Annotated in this window: 17 protein-coding genes and 2 pseudogenes; 6 read left to right on the top strand and 13 right to left on the bottom strand. The window is 68.0% G+C overall.

What is annotated here, in order from left to right:
• Positions 1 to 317 (bottom strand): annotated as a pseudogene (locus ACRDUX_RS04640) (class I SAM-dependent methyltransferase); the annotation flags it as partial.
• A gap of 49 nt (positions 318 to 366) precedes the next feature.
• Here ACRDUX_RS04640 and ACRDUX_RS04635 point away from each other — a divergent pair.
• Positions 367 to 1,071 carry an SHOCT domain-containing protein gene (locus tag ACRDUX_RS04635; RefSeq protein ID WP_526411468.1) on the top strand — a complete coding sequence of 235 codons (705 nt, stop codon included), beginning with the start codon at positions 367 to 369 and terminating at the stop codon, positions 1,069 to 1,071.
• A gap of 10 nt (positions 1,072 to 1,081) precedes the next feature.
• Here the strand turns inward: ACRDUX_RS04635 and ACRDUX_RS04630 are convergent, their stop codons facing one another.
• Entirely contained in the window at positions 1,082 to 1,711 is a 630-nt protein-coding gene (locus tag ACRDUX_RS04630) for an MBL fold metallo-hydrolase (RefSeq protein ID WP_526411466.1), read from the bottom strand.
• Entirely contained in the window at positions 1,708 to 2,793 is a 1,086-nt protein-coding gene (locus ACRDUX_RS04625; RefSeq protein WP_526411464.1) for an S-(hydroxymethyl)mycothiol dehydrogenase, read from the bottom strand. The genes ACRDUX_RS04630 and ACRDUX_RS04625 overlap by 4 nt, the downstream gene beginning before the upstream one ends.
• A gap of 37 nt (positions 2,794 to 2,830) precedes the next feature.
• Here ACRDUX_RS04625 and ACRDUX_RS04620 point away from each other — a divergent pair, with 37 nt between their 5' ends.
• From ACRDUX_RS04620 to ACRDUX_RS04610, 3 genes are all read left to right on the top strand, one after another.
• Positions 2,831 to 3,601 (top strand): dioxygenase family protein, encoded by a 771-nt coding sequence (locus ACRDUX_RS04620; RefSeq protein ID WP_526411462.1) that lies wholly within the window; start codon positions 2,831 to 2,833, stop codon positions 3,599 to 3,601.
• Between the two features lie 14 nt (positions 3,602 to 3,615).
• Entirely contained in the window at positions 3,616 to 4,422 is an 807-nt protein-coding gene (locus tag ACRDUX_RS04615) for a serine hydrolase domain-containing protein (protein ID WP_526411473.1), read from the top strand.
• A gap of 111 nt (positions 4,423 to 4,533) precedes the next feature.
• Positions 4,534 to 5,046, top strand: coding sequence for a DUF3145 family protein (locus tag ACRDUX_RS04610; protein ID WP_526380732.1), 513 nt, complete (start codon positions 4,534 to 4,536; stop codon positions 5,044 to 5,046).
• Positions 5,047 to 5,071: 25 nt separating this feature from the next.
• Here ACRDUX_RS04610 and ACRDUX_RS04605 read toward each other — a convergent pair.
• The 5 genes and pseudogenes from ACRDUX_RS04605 to ACRDUX_RS04585 all read right to left on the bottom strand — a co-directional run.
• Positions 5,072 to 5,266: pseudogene (locus ACRDUX_RS04605) on the bottom strand (hypothetical protein); the annotation flags it as partial.
• Positions 5,263 to 5,808: a universal stress protein gene (locus tag ACRDUX_RS04600; protein WP_526411460.1), complete on the bottom strand. Its 546-nt coding sequence runs from the start codon at positions 5,806 to 5,808 to the stop codon at positions 5,263 to 5,265. The gene ACRDUX_RS04600 and the pseudogene ACRDUX_RS04605, both read right to left, overlap by 4 nt.
• A 78-nt stretch (positions 5,809 to 5,886) precedes the next feature.
• Positions 5,887 to 6,174, bottom strand: a complete 288-nt coding sequence (locus ACRDUX_RS04595; protein ID WP_526411458.1) for a DUF1905 domain-containing protein — start codon at positions 6,172 to 6,174, stop codon at positions 5,887 to 5,889.
• A gap of 11 nt (positions 6,175 to 6,185) precedes the next feature.
• Positions 6,186 to 7,094: a diacylglycerol kinase gene (locus ACRDUX_RS04590; RefSeq protein WP_526411456.1), complete on the bottom strand. Its 909-nt coding sequence runs from the start codon at positions 7,092 to 7,094 to the stop codon at positions 6,186 to 6,188.
• Complete coding sequence (locus tag ACRDUX_RS04585) at positions 7,091 to 8,671, bottom strand: FAD-binding oxidoreductase (protein WP_526411471.1); 1,581 nt, start codon at positions 8,669 to 8,671, stop codon at positions 7,091 to 7,093. Before ACRDUX_RS04585 ends, ACRDUX_RS04590 begins: the two co-directional genes overlap by 4 nt.
• A 50-nt stretch (positions 8,672 to 8,721) precedes the next feature.
• Between ACRDUX_RS04585 and ACRDUX_RS04580 the strand changes: the two genes are divergently transcribed.
• Together ACRDUX_RS04580 and ACRDUX_RS04575 are read left to right on the top strand one after the other, a co-directional pair.
• A complete protein-coding gene (locus ACRDUX_RS04580; protein ID WP_526411469.1) occupies positions 8,722 to 9,306 on the top strand; it encodes a TetR/AcrR family transcriptional regulator in 585 nt (194 codons plus the stop codon).
• Positions 9,303 to 10,892 (top strand): glycerol-3-phosphate dehydrogenase/oxidase, encoded by a 1,590-nt coding sequence (locus ACRDUX_RS04575; protein ID WP_526411454.1) that lies wholly within the window; start codon positions 9,303 to 9,305, stop codon positions 10,890 to 10,892. The genes ACRDUX_RS04580 and ACRDUX_RS04575 overlap by 4 nt, the downstream gene beginning before the upstream one ends.
• 67 nt (positions 10,893 to 10,959) lie before the next feature.
• Here ACRDUX_RS04575 and ACRDUX_RS04570 read toward each other — a convergent pair whose 3' ends face one another.
• The 5 genes from ACRDUX_RS04570 to ACRDUX_RS04550 all read right to left on the bottom strand — a co-directional run.
• Complete coding sequence (locus ACRDUX_RS04570) at positions 10,960 to 12,381, bottom strand: acyl-CoA carboxylase subunit beta (protein ID WP_526411452.1); 1,422 nt, start codon at positions 12,379 to 12,381, stop codon at positions 10,960 to 10,962.
• 17 nt (positions 12,382 to 12,398) lie between these two features.
• Positions 12,399 to 13,661 carry a 3-oxoacyl-ACP synthase KasB gene (gene kasB / locus ACRDUX_RS04565; protein WP_526411450.1) on the bottom strand — a complete coding sequence of 421 codons (1,263 nt, stop codon included), beginning with the start codon at positions 13,659 to 13,661 and terminating at the stop codon, positions 12,399 to 12,401.
• A 34-nt stretch (positions 13,662 to 13,695) separates the two neighbouring features.
• Positions 13,696 to 14,946 carry a 3-oxoacyl-ACP synthase KasA gene (gene kasA / locus ACRDUX_RS04560; RefSeq protein WP_526411448.1) on the bottom strand — a complete coding sequence of 417 codons (1,251 nt, stop codon included), beginning with the start codon at positions 14,944 to 14,946 and terminating at the stop codon, positions 13,696 to 13,698.
• Positions 14,943 to 15,236, bottom strand: coding sequence for a meromycolate extension acyl carrier protein AcpM (acpM, locus tag ACRDUX_RS04555; protein WP_526411446.1), 294 nt, complete (start codon positions 15,234 to 15,236; stop codon positions 14,943 to 14,945). The genes kasA and acpM overlap by 4 nt, the downstream gene beginning before the upstream one ends.
• 91 nt (positions 15,237 to 15,327) lie before the next feature.
• Positions 15,328 to 15,652, bottom strand: a 325-nt coding sequence (locus tag ACRDUX_RS04550) for an ACP S-malonyltransferase (protein WP_526411444.1), incomplete at its 5' end; no start/stop codon positions are given.

The raw sequence follows: 15,652 nt of genomic DNA, 5'->3' as shown, positions 1-15,652 counted from the left end.
CTCAGGGTCCGGAAGAGCGCGGTGAAGTCGTTTTCCGGTATGTCGGTGTGCGTGACCAGCACCGAGTGCTCGGGCCGGGTCCGCTTGCGCAACACGGCGATCGCCGCGCCGATCGGCAGCAGCGAATTGTGCCCGGTCGCCGCACCGTAGTCGGCGATCACGACGGGGCGTGGCGATCGGGGCAGCGGAACCACCTCGGCGGCCCGTTCGAAAAGCGTTATCGCCCGCCGCAATCCGGCTGCCTGAAGTCGCGAGGCAGCGGTATAGAAGCCACTATCCATCGGCTCCGGCTGCACCACCACGCTCGATTCGGGCATAGGGCAAACGGTAGCCCGTCGAGCGCGTCGACGTGACACACTGCGGTCCATGAATCGCCGGACCGGGCCCAGGGTCGTGACCGCCATCGCGGTGGTGACGATGGTCGCGGCGGCCATCGGCTTCGTCGTGACGCTGATCCTCAACGCGTTCGTGTTCGACGAGTACGACGCGTACGGTTCGGCGCCGATCCCCGGCTCGACCGCGCTGGAACTACCGGCAGGCGAGGTGACCGTCACCTTTCACACGGTGCTGATCGGCGGCGGCGGAAGCGGCCTGCCCGTGCCTGCGCTGAACTACACCATCACGGGTCCCGGTGGTATCGACGTCGCGATGACCGAGGACTACGGCACCACCACGACGGTGAACAACGATGCGCGGGTCCGCATCGGATACCTTCACCTTCCTGTCGCGGGAAGCTACGACATCCGCCTGGACGGCAACGTCAGCGCGTATCTCGACCCGACGCTCGCGTTCGGGCACGGCAGCGATTACGGATCCGTGCCGTGGAAGCTGGCAGCGGTCTTCGGCTTCGCGGTCGTGGGCCTCGTCATCGCGCGGATCTGGGCGTCCCGGGTAAGCCAGGGCGAGCGCGCCGCGCCGACAACCTCGTACCAACCGCAGGCGTCGTACAGTCCCAGCGATCAAGGCGTACGGATCGAGCAGCTCAATACGCTTGCCCGGCTTCGTGATTCGGGCGCGCTGACGGAGGCGGAGTACACGGCGGAGAAGAAGCGGGTGCTCGACGGCCTCTAGTGACCGGGCTCTAACTTCCCCGCTTGACCCACTCGTCGTAGTTCACGATCTCGTCGCCGACCACGGTGGTGTCGCCGTGCCCGGTGTAGACCACGGTGTCGGCGGGCAGCTTGCCAAGGCGCTCGGAGATGGAGGCCAGGATGGTCGGGAAGTCGGAGTAGGACCGTCCCGTCGCGCCGGGTCCGCCGTTGAACAGCGTGTCGCCGCTGAACACCGCACCCAGCTCTGGCGCATACCAGCACACCGATCCCGGCGAATGCCCCGGCGTGTGGAGCGCGTGAATCTCCACGGCGCCCGCGTTGAGCACCTGGCCGTCGGTCACGCTGCGGAAGTCCTCGTCCGGGTGGGTCATTCGCCAGAGCACGTCGTCGGCGGGATGCAGCAGCACCGGCGCGTCGAGCGTGCGCCCGAGTTCTGGTGCAACGGTGACGTGGTCGTTGTGGCCGTGGGTGCAGATCACGGCAACGACATTGCGGCCGCCGACGGCGTCGACGATCGGTCCCGCGTCGTGCGCCGCGTCGAACACGACGACGTCGGTGTCGTCACCCACGACCCAGATGTTGTTGTCGACCTCCCAGCTTCCGCCGTCGAGTTCGAAGGTGCCGTGGGTGATGACGCGTCCGATGGGCCCGCTCGTCACAGGATCACCACGGAGCGCAGGACCTCGCCGGCGTGCATCTTTGCGAAGGCGTCCTCGATGTCGTCGAGTTTGATGCGCTCGGAGACGAACTTCTCCAGTGGCAGCCTGCCCTGGCGGTAGAGGCTGATGAGGGTGGGGAAGTCACGTTCGGGCAGGCAGTCGCCGTACCAAGACGACTTGAGAGAACCACCGCGGGAGAAGAAGTCGACCAGCGGCATCTCGAGTTTCATGTCGGGGGTCGGCACCCCGACCAGCACCACGGTGCCTGCCAAGTCGCGGGAGTAGAACGCCTGCTTCCACGTCTCGGGGCGACCGACCGCGTCGATGACGACGTCGGCTCCGTTGCCGTCGGTGAGGTCCTGGATGGTCTCGACGACGTCGAGGTCCTTGGCGTTGATGGTGTGGGTGGCGCCGAATTCGCGGGCCCAGGCCAGCTTCTTGTCGTCGGTGTCCACCGCGATGATCCGCTTCGCGCCGACCAGACGGGCGCCTGCGATGGCGGCGTCGCCAACGCCACCGCAGCCGATGACCGCGACGGTGTCGTCACGTCCGACGTTGCCGGTGTTGATGGCCGCTCCGATGCCCGCCATGACGCCGCACCCGAGCAGGCCCGCGACGGCGGGATCAGCCTCGGGGTCGACCTTGGTGCACTGGCCTTCGTGCACGAGGGTCTTGTCGGCGAACGCGCCGACGCCCAGCGCCGGGGTGAGCTCGGTGCCGTCGGTCAGCGTCATCTTCTGCTCGGCGTTGAAGGTGTTGAAGCAGTACCAGGGGCGGCCGCGTTTGCAGGCCCGACACTGCCCGCACACCGCACGCCAGTTCAGGATCACGAAGTCGCCGACCTCGACGGCCGTCACGCCGGGGCCGATCGACTCCACGGTGCCCGCGGCCTCGTGGCCGAGCAGGAACGGGTACTCGTCGTTGATCCCGCCCTCGCGATACGTGAGGTCGGTGTGGCACACACCGCACGCGATGATGTCGACCACCACTTCGCGGGGACCCGGATCCGGGATGACGACGTCGACCACTTCGACGGGTTGCTTCTTGGACCGCGAGATCACACCGCGCACTGTCTGGCTCATGCTTACAAACTAGCGGCCTCGGTGAGAGGGTTGTCCAGTGACGCCCGCCTTGTTCCTGTCCCACGGCGCACCACCGCTCGTCGACGACGAGACGTGGGTGTCGCAACTCGTCCGCTGGGCGGCGGAGCTGCCCCGCCCCGAGGCGATTCTGGTGGTGTCCGCGCATTGGGAGGCCGCCCCGCTGACCATTGGCTCGACGACCACGAAAACACCGCTGACGTACGATTTCTGGGGATTTCCGCAGCGCTATTACGACGTCACCTACGACGCCCCGGGTGCCCCCGAATTGGCCGCGAGGGTGGAGGCGTCGATGCCCGACGGGGAGGCGGTGGCGCACGACCCCGAGCGCAGGCTCGACCACGGTGCCTACGTGCCGCTGACCGTGATGTATCCGCAGGCGGACATCCCGGTGCTGCAAATGTCGATGCCGACGCTGGAGCCACGGCGGCTGCTCGACCTCGGGGCGAGGCTGAGGCCGCTGCGCGACGAGGGCGTGCTGATCATGGGGTCGGGATTCACCACCCACGGCTTGCCCTTCCTCACCGATCCCACCCCGGACGCCGAGGCGCCGGGCTGGTCCCGTGAGTTCGACGCGTGGGCCGCCGAGCGTTTCGCGGCGGGTGACCTCGATGGGCTGATCGACTTTCGCGCGAAGGCCCCGGGCATGCCCTACGCCCACCCGACGATCGAACACTTCGCGCCGCTGTTCGTCGCGCTCGGCGCGTCCGCGGATCCCGAGCAGGCGCCGAAGCAGGTCGTCGACGGCTTCTGGATGGGGCTGGCCAAACGGTCCCTGGAGCTCGTGTGAGCGCGCTCGGATCGATGACGGACTGGCCGGTCCCGACTGCCGCGGCGGCGGTGGTCGGGCCGTCCGGCGTGCTCGCGGAGTTCGGCGACACCGCCCGCACGTTCGCCCTGGCATCGGTGACCAAGCCATTGGTCGCCCGCGCGGTCCAGGTCGCGGTGGAGGAGGGCGTGGTCGAGCTCGGCACGGCCGCCGGGCCGCCTGGGTCGACCGTGCGCCACCTGCTCGCCCACACGTCGGGACTGTCGATGCGCTCGCCCGACGTCATCGCTGCGCCGGGGCAGCGCAGGATCTACTCGAACGAGGGTTTCGGCGTCCTCGCCGGGGTGGTGCAGCGGGCGTCGGAGATCGCGTTCGACCAGTACCTCACCGAAGCGGTGTTCGAGCCTCTGGGAATGGGCTCGTCGTCGTTACTCGGCGGTGCCGACGCCGCGGGCTTCGGCGGCGAGTCGACGGTGGCGGACCTCGCTCTGTTCGTCGGTGATCTGCTGCGGCCCGCGCTGGTGTCGCAGCAGATGCACGATGAGGCGGTCTCGGTGCAGTTTCCCGGTCTGTCGGGGGTCCTGCCGGGCTTCGGTGCGCAGCGGCCGAACGACTGGGGGTTGGGTTTCGAGATCCGCGACGGCAAGTCGCCGCACTGGACGGGTTCGGCGAACTCGGCTCGCACGTTCGGGCACTTCGGCCAGTCGGGCACGTTCATCTGGACCGATCCGACCGCTGACCTGGCACTCGTGGTGCTCACCGACCGGGATTTCGGCGATTGGGCGCACACGGTGTGGCCGGCTCTCTCTGATGGAGTGCTGAGAGAATTCGGCACACACTAGCGCAACACTGGTCCCACAAGGCACAATAGACACGCACGAAACAACTGCAACTTTTTGGCATCTACCAGGTCGTCGGGGAAGACGTCCCTTTTGGAGCCGAAGGAGCAGATGATGCGTGCATCGAACCAGTTCGCCGACACGGCCACCGGTGTGGTGTATGTCCACGCCTCGCCCGCGGCGGTATGCCCACACGTGGAGTGGGCCCTTTCGTCGACCCTGTCGGCGCGGGCCAACCTCAAGTGGACACCGCAGCCGGCGTTGCCTGGACAACTTCGTGCTGTCACAAACTGGGTCGGCCCCGTCGGCACGGGGGCCCAACTCGCCAACGCCCTCCGGTCGTGGTCGGTGCTGCGCTTCGAGGTCACCGAGGATCCGAGCGAGGGCGTTGACGGCCACCGCTGGTGCCACACCCCGCAGCTGGGTCTGTGGAACGGGGTGATGAGCGCCAACGGTGACGTCATGGTCGGGGAGATGCGCCTCCGCGGACTGCTGGCCTCCGGCGCGGACACCCTCGCCGCGGAAATGGACACCGTGCTCGGCACGGCGTGGGACGAAGCACTCGAGGCCTACCGCGGTGGCGGGGACACCGGTGAGACCACGTGGCTCAACCGGGGCGTCGGCTAGCGAACTGGCCCGGGCGGCGTCGGGCGATCCCAGTCACCACTCCGACGACCAGCCCGGTGGCGCCCAGCGACGCCAACAGGGGTCCGGTGATCGAACGCGCGCCCTCATAGACGAAGTCAGCCAGCAGGCTGACCGTGCCGAACACCATGATGAACCGCCACGCAGCCAACATCGGCCGTCCCGCCGGCGCCGCCTCGGCGTCCGCGGGTTTCGAGGTCATTCAACGGCTTTCGCGGGGCCGGTGGCGTCGGGTACGACGAGGACGGGGCGGTGAGTGTGGCGGATCAGATGTGCCGACACCGACATGCCCAGAGCCCGGTCGAGGGACGACATCAGGCCTCCCCGTGCGGTGCCGATGATGATCATCAGGACATCGTGGGCGTCGGCCAGCGTGGTCAGCGTGTGCGCAGGGGCTCCCTGGTGCGCGGAGTACGTCCAGTTGCCGGGCAGCGCGCTCAGAAGATCGCAAGCCTGGGCGCGTTCCTGAGCCAGTCCGTCGGCGAATCGTTGCCCCCAATCGTCGCCGTCAGGGTCAATCGGGAAGTCCTCGAGGTCGACGATGTGTGCGACGTGCAGATGCGCGTTCAAGGGTGCGGCCAGGGTGATCGCGAAGCGCAGCGCCTGCTGGCTCGACGGGCACCGATCAAACCCGACCAGAAGGTGGTGGGTTGCGGGTATGCCGGTGGTGGGTCCGTCGACGCGCTGGAGCTTGCGCGCGACCATGATGTCCTTCGCGGACGCTTGGTTAGGGTGTCTGGTCATCGCCCTGTCCCCGCACGCAATCCATGCCACCATCATCCGCCGATTTACCCTCGACGAGAGGGAATCTGGGCGCCCAGGTCAGCCCCCGACGGACAACCCAAGTCGCACCACGTCGCCGTCGTCGATCCCCTCGGCTCGCCGAATCGCCACCTTCAGCGGCACCAGGTAGACGCCGTCCCTCGGGATCAGCGACGTCTGCACTTCGGTGGCGCCGATCCGCACCCGCGCGGGGATCACACCCCAGCCGTAGGTCAGCTCGGCGAGGTTGTCGTGCAGGAACGCGTCGACCTCGTCTGGTGTCTCGGCGAAGAAATACGGTGCGGGGCCGCGCCACTGGAACACGTCGGCGTCGAACTCCCAGTTCATCGCCGTCCAGGTTAGCTTCTGGGCCGCAGGATCCGCAGCGCAGCGGCTACCGCCGACACCTCGACCGGCAGCGGGCACACGAACTCGCCGTCCGCATACGCGTTGATGCCAGGCGAGTCGACGGTGATGACCTTCGCCCGTGCCGTGCGCACCTGATCGAGGTCGACGTGGGTGCCCTTGAACACCGTCGGGAACAGACGTATCAGCTTGGTGCGCGACGCGGACTGCACCATGGTCACGTCGAGCTGGCCGTCGGAGTGGTCGGCGTCGGGACAGATGAGCATCCCGCCGCCGTAGCTGCGGGTGTTGCCGAACGCGGCCAGCGTCAGGTCGGTGACCAGCTCCTCGCCGTCGAAGGTCAGGCGGAAGGGGAGTAGGCGCAGCTTCGAGAGCTCGGCCACCATCGCGACGTTGTATCGCATCCGGCCGTGCGGCCAGCTCATCCGGTTGGTCCGGTCGGACACCAGCGAGTCGAAACCCGCCGCCATCACGGTGCCGAACCAGCGGTCCGTGCCGTCGGCGCCCTTGATCCGGCCGAGGTCGACCGTCTCGACGCGACCGTCGACCACGACGTCCGCTGCGGCCGCGGGATCACCTGTGGGCAAGCCGTATTCGCGGGCGTGGTCATTGCCAGTGCCCGCCGGGATGATCCCGAGCGGAACGTCGCCGAGTGCCAATGCCTGAAGTGCCACCGAGATGATGCCGTCACCGCCCACGACGACCAATGCGTCGGTACCTCGGCTGAGTTCGGCGTCGACGAGGCGCCGGGCGTGCCCCGCATCGGTCCCGACGATCCCGCAGACGTCGACGCCACGCTGCTGGAACCGCGCGATCGCGCGTTCGGCGGCGTGCGGAGCATTGCCGTGGCCCGACGCAGGATTGGTCAGCACGGTCACCCGGGCGATGCCCCCCGACGTCACGGGATCAGCTTGCCGGGGTTGAGGATTCCCGCCGGATCGAGCACGCTCTTGACGGCGCGGAGGACCTCGACCCCGAGATCGCCGATCTCGTCGCGCATCCACGGGCGGTGGTCGGCGCCGACCGCATGATGGTGGGTGATGGTGCCGCCGGTGTGGACCATCGCCTCCGACGCCGCGGTCTTGGCCTTGCGCCACTGCTCTATTGGATTGCCACGCTGCCCGGCGACGACGGTGAAGTACAACGACGCACCGGTCGGATACACGTGGGATATGTGGCACAACACCAAGGCCGGGGTACCGCTCTTGGCCAGCGAGGTGGTCAGGGCGTCGGTCACCGCGGCCTTGAGCGTGCCGAGGTTGGACCAGTTGGTCGCGGTCTCCAACGTCTCGCACAGCGCGCCCGCGGCCAGTAGCGAGTCCCGCAGGTAGGGCGCCGCGAAGCGGCCATGCTCCCAGGCCCGCGCCGGTTCCTCGCCCAGCGACGTACCGCCGTGCGCCTCCAGTACGGCACGCGTTTCGGCATGCCTGCTCTCGGTGTGTGCCGCCGTGCCCTCGAACGCCGTGATCGCCAGGCAGCCACCCGTGATGCTCTGCTCGCCGATGGTCTCGCTGGTGGCGAGGTTGACCCCGGTCTCGGCCTCGTCGGACAGCCGGATCACGGTGGGACCCGTCCCGTTCTGGGCGACGGCCCGCAGAGCCGTTGCGCCCGTGGCGAAGTCGGGGAACGACCACGCCTCGTAGCGCGTGGTCTCCGGGACCGGATGCACGCGCACCCGCACCCGGGTGATCACGCCGAATACCCCTTCGGAACCGATGATCAGCTGCCGCAGATCCGGTCCCGCCGCGGACGCAGGCGCGCGCCCGAGATCGAGGATGCCTGCTGGCGTCACCGCGCGGATGCCGCGGACCATGTCGTCGAAACGACCGTATCCCGCGGAGTCCTGGCCGGAGGAGCGGGTCGCCGCGAAGCCGCCGATGGTGGCGAACTGGAAACTCTGCGGGAAGTGACCGATCGAGAAGCCGTGCGCGGCGAGCAGTTTCTCGGCGTTCGGCCCGGTGACGCCTGCGCCGAGTTCGGCTTCGCAGGACACCTCGTCGATGCCGTGCAACTCGTCGAGGCGGCGCAGGTCCAGTGACACCACGGCCTTGAAGTCGCCGCGGATGGGGTCAAGGCCGCCGACCACACTCGTGCCGCCGCCGAACGGCACGATCGCGATGCTCCGCTGGGCGCAGTGCCGCAGGATCGCCGCGATCTGGTCCTCGTCGGCGGGTAACAGCACCGCGTCGGGCGCGTCTTGCACGCTGGAGTCTCTGCGGCGCAACAGGTCCAGGGTGGACTTGCCGCCGGACCGCAACAGCCTGCCGTAGTCGTCGGAGACGTACTGGGCCCCGCCGACGATGTCGACCAACGCCGCGCGATCGGAGTCCGACAGCGCGGACGGCCGCAGGCGAACCAGGTCGACGTCGGGTTCGGGACCCGGTTCGGCGTCGACCCCGAGGGCCTGGACGAGCAGCGTGCGGATCCCGTCGGAGAGCGGTTTGGCGGCAGCGGGATCTCCCCAGGCATTCCACTTCATCGGGGGTAGCAGCTGGTCGTCCGGTCGAATCATGAGTTACAGTATTACAGATCATGTCAATCAGTAACGCAGAACGGACGAGGCCGGTCGAGGATCGCATCCTCGACGCTGCCGCCGACTGCGTCGTCGCCTTCGGCGTCGAACGCGTGACACTCGCGGAGATCGCGCGCCGGGCCGCCATCAGCCGCCCGACGGTGTACCGCCGCTTTCCCGACACCCGGTCGATCCTCGCGGCCCTGCTGACGATGCGGATCACCCGTGCGCTCGAGGCAGTGCCAAGCACCGGCGTCGGCCGCGAACCGCTGGTACAGCGCGTCGTCGGGGTTGCGCAACGGGTGCGTCGCGACGACGCCGTCATGTCGGTCCTGCACCAAGCTCCCGACCTGGCGATGGTGTACCTGACTGAACGGCTCGGTACCAGCCAACAGATTCTTCTCGACGCGGTCGCCGGTGAGATCGAGTCCGCGCAGGACGAGGGCAGCGTACGTCCTGGCCACCCCAGGGAGCTTGCCGCGATGAGCCTGCTGATCACGCAGTCGACGATCCTGTCGGCACAGCTCGTCGAGCCCATCCTCGACGCCGCGCATCTGGTCACCGAGCTGGCCCTGGCACTGAACGGATACCTAAAGCCATGACCGCCTCGACGTCGCCGACCGCACTGAACGCCACCCGTCGCGCCGCCGACCTGGCCGCGCTCGGTGACGGGACGACAGTCGACCTCGTCGTCATCGGCGGCGGCATCACCGGGACGGGGATCGCTCTCGACGCGGCGACGCGGGGACTGTCCGTGGTGCTGGTGGAGAAGCACGATCTTGCCTTCGGCACCAGCCGGTGGAGCTCGAAGCTGGTCCACGGCGGGCTTCGCTACCTGGCCACGGGCAACGTGGGCATCGCGCGGCGCAGCGCGATCGAGCGCGGAATCCTCATGACGCGCAACGCCCCTCACCTCGTCTCGGCGATGCCGCAGCTGGTACCACTTCTGCCGTCGATGAGCGGCGCATCCCGCACGCTGGTGCGGGTCGGCTTCACCGCGGGCGACGGGCTGCGCAGGCTGGCCGGCACGTCGGCGTCGACGCTGCCACGGTCGCGGCGAGTCGACGCGGCAAGGGCGGTGCAGCTGACCCCGACGGTGCGCCGCGACGGTCTCGACGGCGCGTTCCTCGCCTACGACGGCCAACTGATCGACGACGCGCGTCTCGTCGTCGCGGTGGCCCGCACCGCGGCGCAACACGGAGCGCGCATCCTGACCAGGGTGGCCGCCTCGGATGCCACCGGTACGTCGGTGCGACTGACCGATCGGCTCACCGGCGAATCCCTCGACGTGTCCGCGCGCGCCGTCATCAATGCGACGGGGGTCTGGGCGGGTGACGTCGACCCGTCGATCCGGTTGCGGCCAAGCCGCGGAACACATCTGGTGTTCGACGCCGCAACCTTCGGCAATCCCACCGCGGCACTGACGGTTCCGATACCGGGGGAGCTCAACCGCTTCGTGTTCGCCATGCCCGAACAACTCGGGCGGGTGTACCTCGGGCTCACCGACGAGGCCGCGCCGGGGCCGATACCCGACGTGCCCGAGCCGACGCCTGCGGAGATCAGCTTCCTGCTCGACACCGTGAACACCGCGCTCGACGTCGCACTGACCGGGGACGACGTGATCGGCGCCTATGCCGGGCTGCGTCCGCTGATCGAAACCACGGGGTCGGATCGGAGGGCAGGAGCGAAGCGGCCCGGGAACGAGGTGAGCACGGCCGACGTGTCCCGCGAACACGCCGTGGTCGAGTCGGCGAACGGCGTGCTCAGCGTGATCGGCGGAAAGCTCACCGAGTACCGGTACATGGCCGAGGACGTGCTGGACCGTGCCGTGGCGGTGCGCGGGCTGGCGGCAACCGCGTGCCGCACCCGCAACCTGCCGTTGGTCGGCGCTCCCGCCAACCCGGTGTCGACGCTCCGGTCGCCCGCGGATCTGCCGTCGTCGCTCGTCGCCCGTTTCGGCGCAGAGGCCCCCAACGTCATCGGCCGCGCTACGTGTGACCGGCCAAGTGATCCGGTGGCGGACGGAATCGACGTCATACGAGCCGAATTCGAGTACGCGGCGACGCACGAGGGTGCGCTGACCGTCGATGACATCCTCGACCGTCGGACCCGCATCGGACTGGTCGCCGAAGACCGAGAGCGCGCGCTGCCCGGCGCCGCGGAAGTGCTCGCAACATCCGCGAAATAGCATTCCCTGTCGTTGAACCGCGACGGTAACGACAGGGAATGCTATTTCGGCGCAGAGAAGGTAGGCCTTACAGCGGGATGTTCTTGTGACGTCCGCGCCGGGCGGGCGCCTCCGCCAGCGCCTGGGTGAGCACGCTGCGCGTGTGCGAGGGATCGATCTTCGCGTCGACCACGCCGATCTCGATGGCGCTGTCCACACCGCCCGCGATGCGCTCGTGCTCGATGGCCAGTTCCTCGTGCAGCGCCTCGCGGTCCTCGGGTGCGGCGGCGGCAAGAGCGCGCTTGTGCAGGATGCCGACTGCCGGCTTCGCACCCATCACGGCGACCTCGGCGTTCGGCCAGGCGAATACCTTCGTGGCACCCAGCGAGCGGGAGTTCATCGCGATGTAGGCGCCGCCGTAGATCTTCCGGGTCACCAGGGTGACGCGCGGAACGGTTGCCTCACCGAACGCGTGCAGCAGCTTGGCGCCGCGGCGCACCACGCCACCCCACTCCTGGTCCACCCCGGGCAGGTAACCCGGAACGTCCACGATGACGACGATCGGGATGCCGAACGCGTCGCACAACCGCACGAAACGGGCTGCCTTCTCGGCGCTTTCGGAGTTCAGGCAGCCACCGAGGCGCAGCGGGTTGTTGGCGAGCACGCCCACGCTCCGTCCGGCCAACCGGCCGAGGCCGACGACCATCGAGGGAGCCCACTTGGACTGGAACTCGTCGAACGGCGACTCCTCGTCGAGAAGAGCCGAGATGAGCGGATGCACGTCGTAGGCCCGGCGGGCCGAGTCCGGCAGCAGTGCGCGCAGATCCGAATCGCCTGCCTCAGCCTTGGTGCGATCGAAATGGCCCTGCTGGCAGAACAATCCGACCAGTCGGCGACCACGCTCGTAGGCGTCGGCCTCGTCGTCGGCCACGATGTGGCACACGCCGGACTTCTTGTGGTGGGTATCCGGCCCACCGAGGGACGCCATGTCGACGTCCTCGCCGGTGACGCTGCGGACGATGTCGGGCCCGGTGACGAACACGCGGCCCTCCGGCGCCATGATGACGACGTCGGTGAGCGCGGGCCCGTAGGCCGCGCCGCCCGCGGCGAAGCCGACCACCACGGAGATCTGCGGGACGTAGCCCGAGGCCCGGATCATCGCCTCGAAGACGAGCCCAACGGCGTGCAGGGCCTTCACGCCCTCGGCCAACCGCGCGCCGCCGGAGTGCCAGATGCCGATGATCGGGCTCTGCTCCTCGATGGCCCTGTCGTAGGCATTGACGATGTGCTGGCAGCCGTCCACGCCCATCGCGCCACCCATCACGGTGCCGTCGGTGCAGAACGCGATGGTGCGGACGCCGTTCACGGTCCCGGAGGCGGCGAGAACGCCGGAGCGGTCGCGTTCGTGCAGCAACTCAACGCTGCCGTCGTCGAAGAATGCGCGCAAGCGCAGCAGGGGATCGCGCGGATCCAGGGACTCGTCTACAGCGTCGGGCGCCATCGTTGTCATCTATATCTCCTAGGTTCTCAGTACTTGCCGAAGGCGATCGCCACGTTGTGCCCGCCGAAGCCGAATGAGTTGTTGATTGCGTACTGGTAGTCGCCGCGCCGCGGTTCCCCTGCGACGACGTCGAGGTCGATCTCCGGGTCGAGATTGCGCAGGTTCAGGGTGGGTGGGACGACGCCGTCCCGTAGCGCCAACACGGTCAGGATCGATTCCACCGCGCCGACCGCTCCGACGGAGTGGCCCAGCGCTGACTTCGGTGCGTACACCGCGGGCCGGTGGCTGTCGAGCGCGTTGTTGATGGCCTTGCCCTCGGCCACGTCGCCGACCGAGGTTCCGGTCGCGTGCGCGTTTACGTGGTCGATGTCGCCGGGCTGCAGGCCTGCGAGCTGAATGGCCCGCGTAATCGCGTGGCCCGCTTGGTCACCCGTCGGATCCGGAGCCACGATGTGGTACCCGTCCGAGGTGACCCCTGCGCCCATGAGCCGCGCCAGGATGTTGGCACCGCGGGCCTTGGCATGTTGCTCGGTCTCGAGCACCATCAGCGCTCCGGCTTCGCCGAACACGAAGCCGTTGCGATCCTTGTCGAACGGACGGCAGGCGCCCGCGGGGTCTTCATTGGTGGTGGACAGCACGATTCGCATCTGCGCGAACCCCGCGATCGGCACCGCCTCGATCCTGGTCTCGACGCCGCCGCAGATGGCGACGTCGGCCTCACCGAGAACGATGTTCCGCCACGCGTTGGCGATCGCCTCGCTGCCAGAGGCACACGCCGACACCGGCGTGACGATGCCAGCTCTGGCGTTGCGTTCCAGGCCCACTGCCGCGGCGGGCGAGTTCGGCATGTACATCTGCACGGCGAGTGGGGAGACGGCCTTGAAGCCCTTCTCCCGCATCCCGTCGTAGGCGTAGAGCAGCTCCTCGCTGCTTCCCATGCCGGTGCCGATCGAGACCATCAGCCGTCTGGTGTCGACGTCCGGCGAGCCCGCGCTCTCCCAGGCCCGACGACCGATGACGGTGGACATCCTCTGGAGGTAGGAGAGCCGACCCAGTTCTTCCTGCGTCAGCTCGCTCTCGAAGTCCTCGAGAAGATGTCCACCGATGCGCACCGGGAGGTCGTACAGCTCGACGAAGTAGTCATCCAGCGTGCGGATGCCGCTCTCCCCGTCGAGCAGACGCTTCCAGGTGCCCTCGGCGTCGGCGGCAAGGGCAGTGGACATGGCAATGCCGGTGACCACTACGTCGGGGAAGCGATTCCCCGATGACGAACCCGTCGACCCTGCCATTACAGCTCGAACGTTCCTCTCCGTGCCGCGTTACTCAGTACCGCCCGAAGGCCAGGGCGACATTGTGTCCACCAAAGCCGAACGAGTTGTTGATGGCGTACTGGTATTCGCCGTATCGAGGCTCACCCGCGACGACATCGAGATCGATCTCGGGGTCGGGTGTCTCGTAATTGAGCGTCGGCGGGATGACACCGTCACGCAAGGCCAGCACCGTCAGGATGGACTCCAGGGCGCCGACGGCACCGATGGAGTGGCCCAACGCCGACTTCGGCGCGTAGACCGCGGCGTGTTCGACGCCTGCGTTCCGGATGGCGTTCGCCTCCGCCACGTCACCGATGGACGTGGACGTCGCGTGCGCGTTGACGTGGTTGATGTCCTTGGGGGACAACCCCGCCGTCTCGATGGCACGCTTCATCGCATGCCCGGCACGCAGCCCATCCGGTGCGGGCGCCACCATGTGGTAGGCGTCCGACGAGATGCCTGCACCCATGATCCTGGCCAGTGGCGTGGCGCCACGGGCCTTGGCGTGCTCCTCGGACTCGATGATCATCAGCGCCCCGGCCTCGCCGAACACGAAGCCGTCGCGGTTCTTGTCGAACGGTCGCGAGGCACCCTCGGGGTCGTCGTTGCGGGTCGACATGGCCCGCATCATCGAGAACGCCGCGATGGGCAGTGCCTCGATCATGCCTTCCACGCCACCGCAGACGGCGAAGTCCGCGTCACCCATCACGATCTGACGCCACGCGTGCGCGATGGCCTCCGAACCCGATGAACACGCCGAGACGGGGGTGATGACCCCGGCGCGAGCGCCGAGTTCGAGGCCCACCACCGCGGCCGCACCGTTGGGCATGACCATCTGAACGGCGAGTGGCGAGACCTTGCGGGGGCCACCCTCGTTCATCGCGTCATACATCTCGACGATCTTCTCGCCGCCACCGAGGCCGGTGCCGATCACGACCGAGAACCGGTCGGGATCGACCTCGGGCCTACCGGCGGAGTCCCACAACTTATTGCCGACGTACTTCGACATCCGCTGGACGTAGGACATGCGGCGCAACTCGAGCCGGGTCATCAGGGGATCGAGGGCCTCCTTGAGGTGCCCGCCGATCTTGACCTGAAGGTCCCACTTGTCGACGAACGGGTCGTCGAGTACGCGGATGCCGCTTTCGCCGGCCAACAGACCCTTCCACGTGCTCTCGATGTCCGGTGCAATAGAAGTAGTCGCCTCGACGGCAGTCACCACCACGCTGGGGAAACCGCCGTTAGCAGTGGAAGGGCGTGTCACGAGGTGAACTTATCGCGCAGCGCCGCGGCGGCCTCGGGGTTCTCTTCCTCGAGCTTCTGGATGTAGGAGACGACGTCACCGACGGTGCGCAGACCGGCGAGGTCCTCGTCCGGGATCTTCACGCCGTACTTGTCCTCGGTCTGCACGGCGATCTCGACCATCGACAGCGAGTCGATGTCCAGGTCGTCGACGAACGACTTCTCGGGGGTGACCTCAGACGGCTCGATGCCGGTCACTTCTTCGATGATCTCTGCGAGACCCGAGATGATTTCCTGCTGGCTGGCGCCCACTATGGCTCCTTCTATTTCTTCGTTGATCCGGCACTCCCTGATGGAGAGCGGACATGGAGTTGTGTTCCCCGGCGGAGCCGGGAAATTTGGCCTAAGCGAGCTCGGCGAGCCCGTCCAGGTCTGCGGGGGTCTTGACGGCGTACGTCGGTACTCCCCGAAGTTCTCGTTTGGCGATGCCCACCAGAGTGCCCGCGGGCGGGAACTCGATGATCGCGGTGACCTCCCGCTGACGCATGCTCTCGGTGCAGAGGTCCCAGCGCACCGGCCTGGTCAGCTGCGCGACGAGCTTCGTCATCGCATCGGCGGCCGACGTCACCGGCTGGCCGTCGGCGTTGGACAGCAGGCTGGTATTCGGCTCTGTCGTGGCAACGGCCTCCGCGGCGGCTGAGTAGCCGTCCAGTGCCGAGGACATGAAG

This window comes from Mycobacterium sp. (genome assembly GCF_050701675.1).
Classification (GTDB): domain Bacteria; phylum Actinomycetota; class Actinomycetes; order Mycobacteriales; family Mycobacteriaceae; genus Mycobacterium.
This window is presented reverse-complemented; position numbering and strand designations above follow the sequence as displayed.

Bases quoted from the DNA above. Each gene is read 5' to 3' on its own strand.
- ACRDUX_RS04570 (WP_526411452.1), bottom strand. From the start codon at position 12,381: ATGACAACGATGGCGCCCGACGCTGTAGACGAGTCCCTGGATCCGCGC.
- ACRDUX_RS04635 (WP_526411468.1), top strand. From the start codon at position 367: ATGAATCGCCGGACCGGGCCCAGGGTCGTGACCGCCATCGCGGTGGTG.
- ACRDUX_RS04610 (WP_526380732.1), top strand. From the start codon at position 4,534: ATGCGTGCATCGAACCAGTTCGCCGACACGGCCACCGGTGTGGTGTAT.
- ACRDUX_RS04615 (WP_526411473.1), top strand. From the start codon at position 3,616: ATGACGGACTGGCCGGTCCCGACTGCCGCGGCGGCGGTGGTCGGGCCG.
- ACRDUX_RS04625 (WP_526411464.1), bottom strand. From the start codon at position 2,793: ATGAGCCAGACAGTGCGCGGTGTGATCTCGCGGTCCAAGAAGCAACCC.
- ACRDUX_RS04600 (WP_526411460.1), bottom strand. From the start codon at position 5,808: ATGACCAGACACCCTAACCAAGCGTCCGCGAAGGACATCATGGTCGCG.
- kasB (WP_526411450.1), bottom strand. From the start codon at position 13,661: ATGGCAGGGTCGACGGGTTCGTCATCGGGGAATCGCTTCCCCGACGTA.
- ACRDUX_RS04585 (WP_526411471.1), bottom strand. From the start codon at position 8,671: ATGAAGTGGAATGCCTGGGGAGATCCCGCTGCCGCCAAACCGCTCTCC.
- ACRDUX_RS04575 (WP_526411454.1), top strand. From the start codon at position 9,303: ATGACCGCCTCGACGTCGCCGACCGCACTGAACGCCACCCGTCGCGCC.
- ACRDUX_RS04595 (WP_526411458.1), bottom strand. From the start codon at position 6,174: ATGAACTGGGAGTTCGACGCCGACGTGTTCCAGTGGCGCGGCCCCGCA.